The sequence below is a fragment of the Micromonospora sp. NPDC005174 genome, from assembly GCF_040608495.1.
Classification (GTDB): domain Bacteria; phylum Actinomycetota; class Actinomycetes; order Mycobacteriales; family Micromonosporaceae; genus Micromonospora.
Genome location: NZ_JBEXIJ010000001.1, coordinates 81,071 through 94,284 on the forward strand (window position 1 = coordinate 81,071; position 13,214 = coordinate 94,284).

Annotated in this window: 13 protein-coding genes; 6 read left to right on the top strand and 7 right to left on the bottom strand. The window is 73.4% G+C overall.

The annotated features are described in order from the left end of the window. The first annotated feature begins 101 nt into the window (after nucleotides 1-101). Nucleotides 102-617, top strand: coding sequence for a GNAT family N-acetyltransferase (locus tag ABZU91_RS00375; RefSeq protein ID WP_355232784.1), 516 nt, complete (start codon nucleotides 102-104; stop codon nucleotides 615-617). Between the two features lie 24 nt (nucleotides 618-641). Here ABZU91_RS00375 and ABZU91_RS00380 read toward each other — a convergent pair whose 3' ends face one another. Then, complete coding sequence (locus ABZU91_RS00380; RefSeq protein ID WP_355232785.1) at nucleotides 642-1,628, bottom strand: aldo/keto reductase; 987 nt, start codon at nucleotides 1,626-1,628, stop codon at nucleotides 642-644. Nucleotides 1,629-1,710: 82 nt separating this feature from the next. After that, complete coding sequence (locus ABZU91_RS00385; RefSeq protein ID WP_355232786.1) at nucleotides 1,711-2,463, bottom strand: SDR family oxidoreductase; 753 nt, start codon at nucleotides 2,461-2,463, stop codon at nucleotides 1,711-1,713. 103 nt (nucleotides 2,464-2,566) lie between these two features. Between ABZU91_RS00385 and ABZU91_RS00390 the strand changes: the two genes are divergently transcribed. Then, nucleotides 2,567-3,409, top strand: a complete 843-nt coding sequence (locus ABZU91_RS00390; protein WP_355232787.1) for a helix-turn-helix transcriptional regulator — start codon at nucleotides 2,567-2,569, stop codon at nucleotides 3,407-3,409. Nucleotides 3,410-3,465: 56 nt separating this feature from the next. Here ABZU91_RS00390 and ABZU91_RS00395 read toward each other — a convergent pair whose 3' ends face one another. Continuing rightward, nucleotides 3,466-4,317: an aldo/keto reductase gene (locus tag ABZU91_RS00395; protein WP_355232788.1), complete on the bottom strand. Its 852-nt coding sequence runs from the start codon at nucleotides 4,315-4,317 to the stop codon at nucleotides 3,466-3,468. Between the two features lie 97 nt (nucleotides 4,318-4,414). Continuing rightward, nucleotides 4,415-5,374, bottom strand: a complete 960-nt coding sequence (locus ABZU91_RS00400) for a LysR family transcriptional regulator (protein WP_355232789.1) — start codon at nucleotides 5,372-5,374, stop codon at nucleotides 4,415-4,417. On the opposite strand from ABZU91_RS00400, the gene ABZU91_RS00405 reads away from it, so the two are divergent. Continuing rightward, nucleotides 5,357-6,310, top strand: coding sequence for a serine hydrolase (locus ABZU91_RS00405; RefSeq protein ID WP_355232790.1), 954 nt, complete (start codon nucleotides 5,357-5,359; stop codon nucleotides 6,308-6,310). The genes ABZU91_RS00400 and ABZU91_RS00405 overlap by 18 nt on opposite strands. A 153-nt stretch (nucleotides 6,311-6,463) precedes the next feature. Continuing rightward, on the top strand, nucleotides 6,464-7,438 hold the full coding sequence (locus ABZU91_RS00410) for an MBL fold metallo-hydrolase (RefSeq protein WP_355232791.1): 975 nt from the start codon (nucleotides 6,464-6,466) through the stop codon (nucleotides 7,436-7,438). Between the two features lie 32 nt (nucleotides 7,439-7,470). Here ABZU91_RS00410 and ABZU91_RS00415 read toward each other — a convergent pair whose 3' ends face one another. Genes ABZU91_RS00415 through ABZU91_RS00425 form a run of 3 tightly spaced genes read right to left on the bottom strand, consistent with a single transcriptional unit; the run spans nucleotide 7,471 to nucleotide 9,862 of the window. Next, nucleotides 7,471-8,010 (bottom strand): DUF1697 domain-containing protein, encoded by a 540-nt coding sequence (locus ABZU91_RS00415; RefSeq protein ID WP_355232792.1) that lies wholly within the window; start codon nucleotides 8,008-8,010, stop codon nucleotides 7,471-7,473. A 29-nt stretch (nucleotides 8,011-8,039) separates the two neighbouring features. Further along, on the bottom strand, nucleotides 8,040-8,708 hold the full coding sequence (locus ABZU91_RS00420; RefSeq protein WP_355232793.1) for a response regulator transcription factor: 669 nt from the start codon (nucleotides 8,706-8,708) through the stop codon (nucleotides 8,040-8,042). Continuing rightward, nucleotides 8,705-9,862 carry a sensor histidine kinase gene (locus ABZU91_RS00425; protein ID WP_355232794.1) on the bottom strand — a complete coding sequence of 386 codons (1,158 nt, stop codon included), beginning with the start codon at nucleotides 9,860-9,862 and terminating at the stop codon, nucleotides 8,705-8,707. The genes ABZU91_RS00420 and ABZU91_RS00425 overlap by 4 nt, the downstream gene beginning before the upstream one ends. A gap of 169 nt (nucleotides 9,863-10,031) precedes the next feature. Here ABZU91_RS00425 and ABZU91_RS00430 point away from each other — a divergent pair, with 169 nt between their 5' ends. Then, nucleotides 10,032-10,781 (top strand): ABC transporter ATP-binding protein, encoded by a 750-nt coding sequence (locus ABZU91_RS00430; RefSeq protein ID WP_355232795.1) that lies wholly within the window; start codon nucleotides 10,032-10,034, stop codon nucleotides 10,779-10,781. Next, the gene (locus ABZU91_RS00435; RefSeq protein WP_355232796.1) at nucleotides 10,778-13,204 is read left to right on the top strand and encodes an ABC transporter permease; all 2,427 of its coding nucleotides are present in this window, start codon (nucleotides 10,778-10,780) and stop codon (nucleotides 13,202-13,204) included. Before ABZU91_RS00430 ends, ABZU91_RS00435 begins: the two co-directional genes overlap by 4 nt. Nucleotides 13,205-13,214 lie beyond the last annotated feature (10 nt).

Below are 13,214 nucleotides of genomic sequence, written 5' to 3' on the forward strand. Positions count from 1 at the left end.
GAGGTGACGATCGCCTGTCCGCTAGATCGGAACTAGCACGTGCCGTTTCGGGACGGAATGTCGGTGGGACCGGCTTGACTGGGACCGACGAGGGGGACGGAATGACGCAGGTACGCATCGAGCCGTGGCACGAGGATGATCTCGATCTGCTGCGGCTGCTCAACTCACCGGACACGCGCAGACACACGGGCGGCCCGGAGACCGACGAGCAGGTGGTCGCCCGGCACGACCGGTACGTGCACTTCGCCGAGGGCGGGCAGGGGTGCATGTTCACGGTGGTGCTGCCGGACGGCACGCGGGCGGGCAGCGTCGGCTACTGGGCTCGCGAGTGGCGTGACCAACCGGTGTACGAGCTGGGCTGGGCGGTGCTGCCCGCGTACCGGGGGCAGGGGCTGGCCACCGCCGCGGTGCGCGCGGCTCTCGACGTGACGCGCGCCCGACGGGACCGGCGCTATGCGCACGCGTACCCGTCCGTCGACAACCCCGCCTCGAACGCGGTCTGCCGCAAGGCGGGCTTCACCCTGCTGGGCGAGACGAATTTCGAGTACCCGCCCGGGCACCTGATGCGTGCCAACGACTGGCAGCTCGACCTGACCGCCCCGCCGGCCGACGACTGAGGTCGGCGGGGCGGTCGTCGCAGGTCACCAGGTGGTGTCGAGACGGTGCCGCTGCTCGGCGGTCAACTCCAGCTCCACCGCGGCCAGGCTCTCCTCGAGCTGGGCCACCGAGGAGGCGCCCACCAGTGGAATCGACGGCAGGTCACCGCCGAGCAACCAGGCGAGCACCACCTGGTTCACCGTCGCGCCGGCCTGCCCGGCGACCTCCCGCAGGGCGGCCAGCCGCCGGGGTGCGCTCGGCAGGTCGTACGCGTCGCTGAGCGGCATGTCCGCCCGGCTGTACGCCCCCCTGAGCAGTGGCGAGTACGCCACCAGGGTCAGCTCCGGCTCGGCGCGCAGGTAGCTGAGCAGGTGGCCGCCGGCGGCGCCCGGGTCGCCGTCCGGGTCCAGCTCGCTGGCCACGTCGGTGCGCCGGGTCAGGTAGCTGTGGTGGTACTGGAGCACCTCGTACCCCGGGAGGCCGGCGGCGGCGGCGAGCGCGCGGGCCCGCTCCACCCGCCAGGCGCGGTGGTTGCTCGCGCCCAACAGGCCCACCGTGCCCTCGGCGACCAGGTCGGCGAAGCCCTCCACGGTCTCCGCGAGCGGCACCGTGCGGTCCTCGATGTGCGCGTAGAGCAGGTCCAGCCGTTCCACGCCGAGCCGGTCGCGGCTGCGCTCCGCCGACTCGCGGATCACCTTCGCCGACAGACCCTCGGCGTTGTCGAGGTAGCTGGTGCCGGGGGCCAGTGGACGGGCACCCAGCTTGGTGGCGATGACGATCTCGGTGCCGATGCCCCGGCTGCGCCGCCACCGCCCCAGCAACTCCTCACTCTGGCCACCCTGCGAGCCGTCGACCCAGAACGCGTAGTTGTCCGACGTGTCGATGAAGGTGCCGCCCGCCTCGACGTACCGGTCGAGGATCGCGTACGAGGTGGCCTCGTCGGTGGTGCTGCCGAACAGCATGGCCCCGAGGCTGAGCACGCTGACCTCGCGCCGGGTCGCCGGGTCGGTGCCGATCGTGCGGTACCGCATGGGATCTCCTTCCGTGCGCCCTGCCGGTGGGCGCCGAGGACCACCCTGGCGGCTGGAGTGCACTCCAGGTCAAGCGCCCGTCTCACCAGGCGAGTACGCCGTAACCACCGCCGGCGTCCATCTGGAAGCCCCAGAGCAACCCGCTCGGCCCGTCCGCCGGGAGGGTCGCCAGGTGCACGCTCACCTCGGCGCCCTGCTCGGGCGTACGGAAGCCGCTGTTGCCGTTGAAGTCGGTGGCGCAGTAGCCGGGGTTCGCCGCGTTCACCTTGATCGAGGTGTCCCGCAGCTCCTTGGCGTACATGGCGGTGAGCATGTTGAGCGCCGCCTTCGACGACGGGTACGGCACCGAGGTCAGCGCGAAGAGCGCGCCGTCCGGGTCGGTCATCACGGCGATCGAGCCGACCTCGCTGGAGACGTTGACGATCCGTGCCGCCGGTGCCCGGCGCAGCAGCGGCAGCAGCGCGTTGGTGACCGCCACGACCCCGAAGACGTTCGTCTCGTACAACCGGCGCATCGTCGCCACGGTCGTCTCGCTGGGCAGCCCCCGCGTACCGTCGGCGAGCACGATGCCGGCGTTGTTGACCAGCACGTCGAGTCGGTCGTACTCGGCTTCGACGAGTTTCGCGGCGGCGGCCACCGACGTGGCGTCGGTGACGTCCAGCGGCACGAAACGGGCATCGACGCCGCCGTCGCGCAGCTCCCGCTCCGCGGCGCGGCCCCGCTCGGTGTCCCGCGCGCCGACCAGGACGGTCATCCCGAGGCCGCCGAGCTGACGGGCGGTGGCGAGGCCGATTCCCTTGTTGGCCCCGGTGATCAGGGCGGTCATCTTCGTCATGCCACCGAGCCTGTGCTCGCCGGCGGCCGGTGGGGAGAGACGCCCCGAGGCTGGGACCAGCGGTACCACCCTGGCCGACCCGGCAGGCGGCATGCTGGGAGGCATGACGACCAGCGGCCTGCGGCGTGACGAACTGGCGGCGTTCCTCCGCGCCCGGCGCGCCCGCCTGCGGCCCGCCGAGGTCGGCCTCCCCGACGGGGTACGGCGGCGTACGCCGGGGCTGCGTCGGCAGGAGGTCGCCCAGCTCGCCGGGATGTCGATCGACTACTTCATCCGGTTGGAGCAGGGCCGGGGGCCGCACCCGTCCCGGCAGGTGCTCGCCGCGCTGGCCCGGGCGCTGCTCCTGAGTCGCGACGAGCGGGAGTACCTGTTCCGGGTCGCGGGGGAGAACCCGCCGTCGCCCGTCGGACCGAGCCGCGAGGTGCCGCCCGGGCTGCGGCACCTGCTCGACGCCATGACGGAGACCCCGGCGTACCTCGTCGACGCCGCGTACCACGTCCTGGCCTGGAACCGGCTGGCCACGTACTTCGTGGGGGATCTCGCGGCCGTGCCGCACGCGGAGCGCAACATGATCCGCTGGACCTTCCGGCAGCCGGTGACCGACGCCCACTGGTCCGATGCCGACGCCCGCCGGTTCGTGCACAGCACGGTCGCCGACCTGCGGGCCGCCTACGGCCGTTACCCGGACGATCCGGCGATCCGCGAGCTGGTCACCGAGCTGCTCGGCACGTCGCCACGCTTCGCCCGGCTCTGGGCCGAGCACGAGGTCGAGGAGCGGCGTCCCATCGTGAAGCGGGTGGCGCACCCCGGGCTGGGGCCGCTGGAGTTCGAGTGCCGCGTGCTGGTGGTGCCGGAGACCGAGCAACGGCTGATCGTCTACGTGCCCGAGCCGGGCTCGCCGACCCAGGCGGTGTTCCACCGGCTCGCCGAGCGTGTGGACGGCTGACCCACCCCGAACAGCGCGCTGCCCCGGAGCAGTGACTCCGGGGCAGCGCGCGCCGCTCAGCGGGGTACGTAGGCGAAGGTGTCCGGGTTCGGGCCCTGCCGCCCGGCCTCGCCCTTGTCCAGTCCGGTGATGCGCTCCATCGCCGCGTCGTCCAGCTCGAAGTCGAAGATCCCGGTGTTCTCCTCGATCCGCTTCGGGGTGGTCGACTTCGGGAAGATGATGTCGCCGCGCTGCACGTGCCACCGCAGCACCACCTGCGCCGGCGTACGGCCGACCTGCCCGGCGATGTCGACCACCGTCGGGTCGTCCAGCACCTTGCCCTGCGCGATGGGCGACCAGGCCTCGGTGAGGATGTTGTGCTCGCGACCGTAGGCGCGGACCTCGTCGTTGGTGAAGTACGGGTGCGCCTCGATCTGGTTGACCGCCGGCACCACGCTCGCCTCGTCGGCCAGCCGCTGCAGGTGCGCCACCTGGAAGTTCGACACGCCGATCGAGCGGGCGCGACCGTCGCGCTGGAACTCCTCCAGCACCTTCCACGTCGAGACGTAGTCGCCGTCGTACAGGGTCGGCAGCGGCCAGTGGATCAGGAACAGGTCGATGTAGTCCATCTTCAACGCCGACAGCGTCGAGTCGAACGCCTTGCGGGCGTCGTCCGGGCGGTGGAAACCGTTGTTCAACTTGCTCGTCACGTACACCGAGCCGCGGTCGAGGCCGGACGTGCGGACGGCCTCGCCGACCTCGGCCTCGTTGCCGTACATCTCGGCGGTGTCGATGTGCCGGTAGCCCACCTCGAGCGCCGTGGTCACCGCCGCGGCGGTGTCCTTCGGCTCGATCTGGAACACCCCGAAGCCGAGCTGCGGGATCGTGGTGCCGTCGTTCAGGCTGATGTCAGGAATCGTGAGTGCCACTGCGGCTCCTTTGCGTATTCGTTATCCGTTATCCATACCCGGGCAGGTGGACGATTCACCGCCCAAAGCGAGGTGACGAGCGCAACGGCGATTCGGTTCACCCGGTCGTGTCGAACAGCACCGGCCAGGGCCGTGCCGCCGGCACCGACGGCGACGTGGGTGGCGCCGGCTCGGCGGTGGCCAGCACCTCGGCGGCGAGCTGCCCGACCATCGGCGCCGCCGGGTGGGCCGACCGCTGCGGCCAGACCGCCGAGGTGCGTCTGGTCAGCGACGCGTCGGCGAACGGTCGCCAGGCGATCCGGGGTTCCCGGCGGGCCAGGGTCGCCGGCTCCACGGCGACCCCACCGCCGGCCAGCACCAACCCGAACAGGAACTCCGGGTTGCGGGCGGGCCGTACCCGCGTCGGCTGCCACCCGTGCCGCCGGCACACCGCGAGCAGGTGGTCGTGCCAGCCCGGCGCGGTGGCCCGGGGCGCGGCCACCAGGTCCAGGCCGGCGAGCGCGGCGAGCGGTACCTCCCGGCCGCGCGCCAGCGGCGAGGTCCGCGGCAGCAGCACCCCCAGCGGTACGTCGACAGGGGCGCCGAAGCGCAGCCCGTCCGTGTCGACCGGGTGGTGCACGAGCCCCACGTCCAGGCTCCGTTCGGTGAGCATCCGCACCTGCTCGGCGGTGGTCAGCTCGTGCAGCTCCACGTCGAGGCCGGGCGCACGGGTGGCGAGCTGGTCCAGCAGAGCCCGCAGCGTCACCGCGGGAGTCTCCGGCGGCACACCGGCGCGCAGGACGCCCAGCTCACCCGCGCGGACCTGGACCATGAGGTTGCGCAGCCGGCCCTCCCCGGCGAGGAGTTCCTCCGCCTCGGTGAGCAGCAGACCACCGGCGGTGGTGAGTCGCACCTGTCGGCGGGAGCGGTCGAACAGTTCGACGGCCAGTTCCCGTTCCAGCCGCTGGATCGACTGGCTCAACGGCGGCTGGGCCATCCCGAGACGGTCGGCGGCCCGTCCGAAGTGCAGCTCGTGGGCGACCACCACGAAGTGCCGCAGATGTCGGAGCAGGTTCACGGCCGGACCCTACGCCAGCGGCGGGGCACCGCCAGTGGATACCGTGCCGGGGTGGACGTGGGGGAGCGGATCGAGGCCATCTTCGCCGACGCCGGGGTGACCGCCAGCCTGCACGTCGTGGACCTGGACGCGGCGGGCCGGGAGGTCGGTGTGCGGGCCGACGAGCAGGTGGTGATCGCGTCGATCTTCAAGATCCTGCTGGTGCTGGAGTTCGCCCGGCAGGTCGAGGCGGGCCAGGTCGACCCGACCGAACGCGTCCTGGTCACCGCCGCCGACCGGCTCGGTGGTTGGGGGCTGGCCGGCTGCGCCGACGACGCCGAGGTGTCGTTGCGGGACCTCGCGTACTTCGCCATGTCGGTGAGCGACAACACGGCCGCCGACCTGCTGTTGCGCCGGGTCGGCCCGGACCTGCTGCCGATGCTCGCCGCCGAGCTGGGCCTCGGCCGTACCCGCGTTCTCGGCGGCCCACGGGAGCTGGTCGAGATGATGCTCGCCGACGTGGGCGCGCGTACCGAGGTGGAGTTCGCGCGGATCTTCCCGACCCTGCCGGCGGACCGGGTCCGGGCCATGCGGGTCTTCGACCCGCAGCGCACCACGTCCAGCACGGCGCGGGACATCACCCGGCTGCTCGGCCTGATCTGGCGGGACGAGGCCGGGCCGGCGTCGGCGTGCGCGATGGTCCGCGCCTGGATGGCCCGGCAGCTTTTCTGGACCCGCCTGGCCGCCGGCTTCCCGCCCGCCGTGCGGGTGTCCGGCAAGACCGGCACCCTGCCCGGGCTGCACCTGGAGGCCGGAGTCGCCGAATACCCCGACGGCGGCCGGTACGGAATCGCCGTCTTCGCCCGCGCGGACGATCTCGCCCCGCGCCGGATCGACGTGGACCTGGCCGTCGGGCGGGCTGCCCGCACGGCCGCTGAGGCCTTGCGCGGCGACTGAGTTTCCCGCGACCTCCGGCGGTGGACACCTGTGCTGAGCAGGCTCGATATGCGGTGACGTATCGGTGGTGGGCGCTTTCGATCTTGGACCGGAGCGTGGCGGTGCTGGTTGGCTCGTCTCGACCGATCACCCGAACACGGGGAGCAGCTCCACATGCCCAACCTCGACCGCCGTCGCTTCCTGCGCGACGCCGCAGCCACCACCGCCCTGGTCTCCGCCGGTGGCCTCGCCGCCTCGACCACCCCTGCCCAGGCCGCGCCTCCGCCCGCCGCACCCACGCCGACCGGCCGTCCAAGGGGCGCGGTCAGCTTCCGCTGGTGGGGTACGGCCGGCTGGCGCATCGACATCGCCGACCGGACCATCCTGGTCGACCCGTTCCTCAGCCGGATCGACACCGGCCTGTTCGCCGGCGCCTTCAAGACGGACACCCCGTTGGCCGTGCGCACCGACGTGATCGACCCGCGCGTCGACAAGGCCACGACCGTCCTGGTCACGCACACCCACTGGGACCACTTCATGGACGTGCCGTACATCGCCGGGCGTACCGGCGCGCGGGTGTTCGGCACGCTCACCGCGTACCACCTCGGGTTGGCCTACGGGGTGCCGTCGGCGCAGCTCAGCGCCGTCAAGGGCGGGGAGGTGCTCGACTTCGGCGACCACACCGTCGAGGTGGTCGGCTCGCTGCACAGCCGCAACGCGTCGTACTCGGTGGCCTTTCCCGGGGTGCGGGTGAGCCAGCCGGCGCAGCCGGCGACCATCGCGGACCTGCCGGAGGGCGACACGCTGGGCTACCTGCTGCGGGTCGAGGGCGGCCCGTCGGTCTACCTCACCGGGGCCAGCGACGTCGCCGAGCGCAACCTCACCGGCCTGGCGCCGGACGTGGCGATGGTGGCCATGCAGAGCGCCACCACCACCGCCGACTACCTGCCCCGGCTGCTGGCCGGTCTGGACTACCCGAAGGTCGTGGTGCCGGTGCACTGGGACAACTTCGAGACGCCGCTGCGGAACCCGCCGGTCGTCGCGCCGGCCGACCGCGCCCGCCTCGACGACATGATCGCGGCGGTGCGTCGGATCTCGCCCCGCAGTCGGGTGCTGGTGCCCGAGTACGAGACCGCGTACCACTTCTGACCGGTCCCGGGCGGGCGTCCGCGCCCGCCCGGTCAGCCGGCCGCCATCTCCGCCAGGGTGCGCACCGATTTCCAGTTGCGGGTGGTGCCCACCACGCCGAGCTGCTTCTCCAGGTAAGCGTTGGTGAACTTCGTCCGGCCGTAGCCACCGTCGGGGAAGTGCAGGAAGACCTCGCGGCCGGTCACCGTGAACGCCGCGTTCTCACCACCGGGCACGGTGAGCGCGTCGGCCAGGGACTTCTTCGGCGCTACCGCGAGGAAAGCCACCAGCAGCCGCTTCGGGTCGTCGTCGATCTCGGCGTACGGGTTGCCGCCCGCCACCGCCGCCAACTCCCGGCCGCTGCGCACCAGCGCCGGCACGGTGAGCCCCAGCTCGTCGGTGAGCGCCCGCTCGATGCCGGCGGCCAGCTTCTCCGCGTCGTGCACACTGCTGCCGAAGACCACGTTGCCGCTCTGCAGGTACGTCGTGACGTCGTCGTGCCCGAGGTCGGTGACGATCCGGCGCAGGTCGGCCATCGCGAGGCGGGTGCTGCCGACGTTGACCCCCCGCAGCAGGGCGACGTACCGGGTCATGTCTCCTCCTGGGTGTACGGCCGACCGGCTCAGCGTAGGCCGCCCGGCCCTACCAGTCCCGTCTCGTACGCGACGATGACCAGTTGCGCGCGGTCGCGCACCGCCAACTTCGTCAACAACCGCCCGATGTGGGTCTTGACCGTGGCCTGGCTGAGGTTGAGATGCCCCGCCAGCTCGGTGTTGGACAAACCACGGCCGATCAGCGTGAGCACCTCCCGTTCCCGTTCGGTCACCCCGTCGAGTTGTCGGGGCAGGGGTCGGCTCGGCTCCGGCCGCCGGGCGAACTCGTCGATCAGCCGGCGGGTCACCGTCGGCGCGAGCAGCCCCTCACCGGCGGCGACCACCCGGATTCCGGCCAACAGGTCCGCCGGCGGGGTGTCCTTGAGCAGGAATCCGCTGGCACCGGCGCGCAGCGCCCCGTAGACGTACTCGTCGAGGTCGAACGTGGTCAGGATGATGACCCGGCTGCCGGCCGTGGCCGGGTCGGCGCAGATCCGACGCGTCGCCTCGATGCCGTCCATCTCCGGCATCCGGACGTCCATCAGCACCACGTCCGGCCGGTGCTGCCCGGCCAACGCCACGGCCTCCACCCCGTTGCCCGCCTCGGCGACGGTGGTGCAGTCCCCGCTGAGGTCCACCAGCAACCGGAAGCTCCCGCGCAGCAGCGCCTGGTCGTCGGCGATCAGCACGCGGATCACGCGGCCACCCGGTAGGGCAGGCTGGCGCTCACCGCGAAGCCACCGTCGGAGCGGGGACCGGCCCGGAACTCCCCGCCGTGCAGCGCCACCCGTTCCCGCATGCCGATCAACCCGTGCCCCTCGCCGACCGTCGACACCGGTCGCCGGCCGTCGTCGGTCACCTCCACCCGCACCTCGGTGGGCAGGACGGTCACCGTGGCAAGGCAGGCGGCCGGAGCGGCGTGCTTCACCACGTTGGTCACCGCCTCCTGCACGATCCGGTAGACCGCGAGGCCCACCGACTCGGGCACCGTGGCGGCCGGCTCCTCCCGCCGTACGTCGAGCCGTACGTCGACGCCGCCGATCGCCGCCTGCTCGGCGAGCACCGGCAGCTCGTCCAACCCCGGCGTCGGGGCGTACGGGGTGCCGTCGCGCAGGACGCCGAGGACCCGACGTACGTCGGTCAACGCGCCACGGCCGGTCTCCTCGATCACCCGTAGGGCGGCACCCGCCTCCCGAGGGTCGGCCTCGGCGACGTGGTTGGCGACGGCGGCCTTCACCACGATGAGGCTCAGCGTGTGGGCCACCACGTCGTGCAGCTCGCGGGCCACCCGCAGGCGCTCCTCGGTGGCCGCCTGACGGACCAGGTGGTCACTCTGCCGGGCGGCCAGGGCACGCCGCTCCCGGACCAGCCAGCCGATCAGCCAGGCCGGCGCGATCATGACGAGGGCGTAGACGACCGCCCCGGTCCGCGACCAGAGGTCACCCGCGGTCACCACCAGCGCGACGCTCACCAGGGCGAGGCAGGCGGCGGCGCTGAGCATCGATCGGCGCGTGGTCGTCGACACCGCCACCGTGTAGAAGGACAGGCCGATGGCGAGGGCCGGCGCGGCAGCGGCGAAGTTGGGGATCACGCCGGTGATCAGGGCGACGGTGGTGACCGCGCTGATGACGGCGGCGACGGCGACCGGCCAGCGTCGCCGGACGGCCAAGGGCAGCCCGAGGGCCATTCCGACCAGCACGGAGATCCAGAGTGGCTCGCGGACGCCGCCGTGCAGCGGCGACTCCAACGCCGCGTACGGGCAGAGCAGCCCGCCGACCGCCGCAGCCAGGACGGCGTCCACGACGTACAGGTCCGCCGGCCGCAGTCGCCGGGACAGCAGGTGAGCGATCACGCCACGAACGCTATCGACAAGCGGCGGCGGGCGCGTCCACCCGTGGGCCGTCATCCCCGGGTACGACTCCGGGTCGCCTCCCGCTCCCGAGGTCCGCCCAGGGGCGGGCGAGAAAGTGTCCGCGCTGGCACGACGCCTGACACCGGCCGGAAGCGGCACTGTGACGGCCATGACCACAGACACGGTGACCCTGACGGGACTACGCGCGGTGTACGGCACCCCGGGACGGCCGGTGACGGCGCTCGACGGCGTGACGACCAGCTTCGCGAGCGGCACGTTCACGGCGGTGATGGGCCCGTCCGGCTCGGGGAAGTCCACCCTGCTGCACTGCGCGGCCGGGTTGGACACCCCGACCGAGGGGACCGTCACGATCGACGGTGTCCGACTGGACGACCTCGGCGAGGACGAGCTGACCCGACTGCGGCGGGACCGGATCGGCTTCGTGTTCCAGGCGTTCAACCTGGTGTCCACACTGACCGCCGCGCAGAACGTGGAGTTGCCGTCCCGCCTTGCCGGTCGCCGTCCACCGGCCGGGGACGTGGCCGCCGCGCTCGCCGCCGTCGGACTGGCCGACCGGGCCGGGCACCGGCCGAGTGAGCTGTCCGGTGGCGAGCAGCAGCGCGTCGCCGTGGCCCGAGCGTTGATCACCCGTCCGGCGGTGCTCTTCGCCGACGAGCCGACCGGCGCGCTGGACAGCGGGGCGTCGCGTCAGGTGCTCCGGCTGCTGCGCGCGCTTGTCGACGACCACGGGCAGACCGTGGTGATGGTGACCCACGATCCGGGCGCGGCCGCGTACGCCGACCGGGTCCTCCTGCTCGCCGACGGGCGCGTGGTCGACGAGTTGACCGACGGGATCACCGCCGCCGTCGTCGCCGCCCGGATCGCCGAGCGGGAGACCGTCGGGGAGCCGTCGTGGTGAGCGTCCGGCGTTCGGCCAGCGCGTTCGTGGCCGTCGCTCTCGGGGTCGCGCTGGTCGCGGCGGCGACCCTGCTGCTCGCCTCCGGCCGGCCGCAGGTGCCGGACCGGCTGGCGCGGGCGGCGGTGGTGGTGCAGAGCCCGGAGGCGGGCGCCTCTCCCGACTCGTTCGTGCCGACCCGCCCCTGGTCCGCCGAGGTCGCGGCGGACCTCGTCGGCAAGCTGACCGAGTTGCCGGGCGTCGTGGCGGCCGTTCCGGACCGGACCTTCTACGCCCAGCCGCTCGTCGACGGTCACCCCGTGGCCGTCGACAGTCGGCGCGAGGACGCCCACCAGGGGCACGGGTGGTCCAGCGCCCAGCTCGGTGGACTGCGCACCACGGCCGGCGGTCCGCCCCGCAGGGCCGGCGAGGTGGCCGTCGACCGTGCGCTCGGGCTGCCGGTCGGCGCGTCGATCACCCTCCTCACCGCCTCGGGTCCGGAGCCGTACACCGTGCGCGGTCTGGTCGCCGCACCCGGCGTCCACGTCGCGGACGAGGTGGCCGCCGTGCTCGCGCCCGGCGTCCGGGCGATCGGTCTGCTGCTCGCGCCCGACGCCGACCCGGAACAGGTCGCCCTGGCGGCGCGTGGTGTCGTCGGCGGCGATGGACGGGTGCTGACCGGCGACGCGCGTGGCGCGTTGGAGCCTCGTGGTGACGCCCGCACCCGGTGGATCGGCATGCAGGTGCTCACCGCCACGGCGGCCCTCGCCGGCTTCGTCACGGTGTTCGTGGTCGCCTCCACCTTCGCGTTCACCGTCGCGCAGCGCCGCCGCGAGCTGGGTCTCCTCCGCGCCGTGGGCGCCACCGGGCGTCAGGTCCGCCGCCTGGTGTACGCCGAGGCGCTCGCCGTCGGGGCCGGCGGTGGAGTCGTCGGCCTGCTGGTCGGCGCGGCGCTCGCCCCGGCGCTGGGTCGGCTGCTGGTCGACTCCGGTCTGGAGCCGGCGACCTTCGCGGTCCGCTACAGCCTCTGGCCGGTTGCGGTCTCGCTCGTCGCCGGACCGGTGATCGCGCTGTTGGCCGTCTGGTCGGCGTCCCGACGGGCGGCACGGGTCCGTCCGCTGGAGGCGTTGCGCGAGGCCGCGGTGGAGCAGCGGCCGATCGGGCGGGTGCGGGTCGCCACCGGCGTGCTCCTGGTCGCGGCCGGGTTCGCGCTCAGCGTCGGAACGGCGACGGCCGACGAGGCCCGGATCGCCGCGCAGTACGCCCTCTACGCGGTGATGGCCCTGGTGGCCGGTGCCACAGTGCTCGCGCCGGCGGTGGTCGGGCCGGTCGTACGGCTGCTGCGGTCACCGGTGCGGCGGCCCGGGGGCGCGATCGGGATGCTGGTCCGGGGCGGGGCGTTGACCGCCACCCGACGGACCGCCTCCATCGCCGCGCCGGTTCTGCTCACCGTCGCGTTCGCGGTGCTGGTGTCCGGGATGGTGCGCACCACGACCGCCGCGTACGCGGCAGGTCGGGCGGACAACGTGAACGCCGGTTGGATCGTCGTGCCCGAGCGGGGACCGGGTCTGTCGGACGCGGCAGTCGCCGAGACCGGCGGGACCGCCCTCCTGCCGACCACGGTCTACCGCACCGACCCCCGGGCGCTGCCGGCGAACCGTCCACTCACCGCTCTCGGCGTGGACCCGGTGGGCTTCGCCGCCGCGAACCGGGTGCTCACCGTCGTCGCCGGTTCGCTGGGCGACCTGCGGGGCGACGACACGGTGGTGGTCACCGCCGCGACGAACCTGCGCCCGTCCGCACCGTACGAGGTGGTCTTCGCCGACGGCAGGACGGTGTCGCTACGCGTCGTCGCCGTGGTCACCGACGGCTCGCTCCCCGGTGACCTGCTGGTGCCCCGGGCGGTGGTGCGGGCGCACGACCCGTCGGCCCTGACGTCCACGGTGTACGTCCGGGACCGGATCGGACCACCCGTCGGTGGGCGGGTCGTCGACGTCGCCACCTGGGCTGCCGAGGCGGACGCCGCCGAGGAACGCCTGGTGTGGCTGTTCACGTTGCTGCTCATCGGGGTGTCCGCCGGCTACGGGGCCATCGCGGTCGCCAACACGTTGCTGCTGGCCGCCGCCGGTCGGGCCGCGGACCTGCGGCTGATCCGGCTGGCCGGGGCGACCCGGAGGCAGGTCGTCTGGCTGGTCACGGCGGAATCCGCCCTGGTGGTGCTGATCGGCGCGCTGCTCGGTGGGACGGTCGCGCTCGTCGGTCTGCTCAGCATCCGTGCCGGCCTCGCCGAGCAGGTGGGCGCACCCGTCGACCTGGTGGTGCCGTGGACGGTCGTCGGCGCGGTGGTGGGGCTGTGCCTGCTGCTGGCCGTCCTCGCCAGCGTGCTGCCGACGTGGCGGGCACTGCGGCACCGCCCCGCGCGGTCCCCGCTCGGCACGGTCGGATGACCGCCTGCCG

Bases quoted from the DNA above. Each gene is read 5' to 3' on its own strand.
- ABZU91_RS00375 (WP_355232784.1), top strand. From the start codon at position 102: ATGACGCAGGTACGCATCGAGCCGTGGCACGAGGATGATCTCGATCTG.
- ABZU91_RS00380 (WP_355232785.1), bottom strand. From the start codon at position 1,628: ATGCGGTACCGCACGATCGGCACCGACCCGGCGACCCGGCGCGAGGTC.
- ABZU91_RS00405 (WP_355232790.1), top strand. From the start codon at position 5,357: ATGTCGGAGCAGGTTCACGGCCGGACCCTACGCCAGCGGCGGGGCACC.
- ABZU91_RS00390 (WP_355232787.1), top strand. From the start codon at position 2,567: ATGACGACCAGCGGCCTGCGGCGTGACGAACTGGCGGCGTTCCTCCGC.
- ABZU91_RS00410 (WP_355232791.1), top strand. From the start codon at position 6,464: ATGCCCAACCTCGACCGCCGTCGCTTCCTGCGCGACGCCGCAGCCACC.
- ABZU91_RS00430 (WP_355232795.1), top strand. From the start codon at position 10,032: ATGACCACAGACACGGTGACCCTGACGGGACTACGCGCGGTGTACGGC.
- ABZU91_RS00415 (WP_355232792.1), bottom strand. From the start codon at position 8,010: ATGACCCGGTACGTCGCCCTGCTGCGGGGGGTCAACGTCGGCAGCACC.
- ABZU91_RS00385 (WP_355232786.1), bottom strand. From the start codon at position 2,463: ATGACGAAGATGACCGCCCTGATCACCGGGGCCAACAAGGGAATCGGC.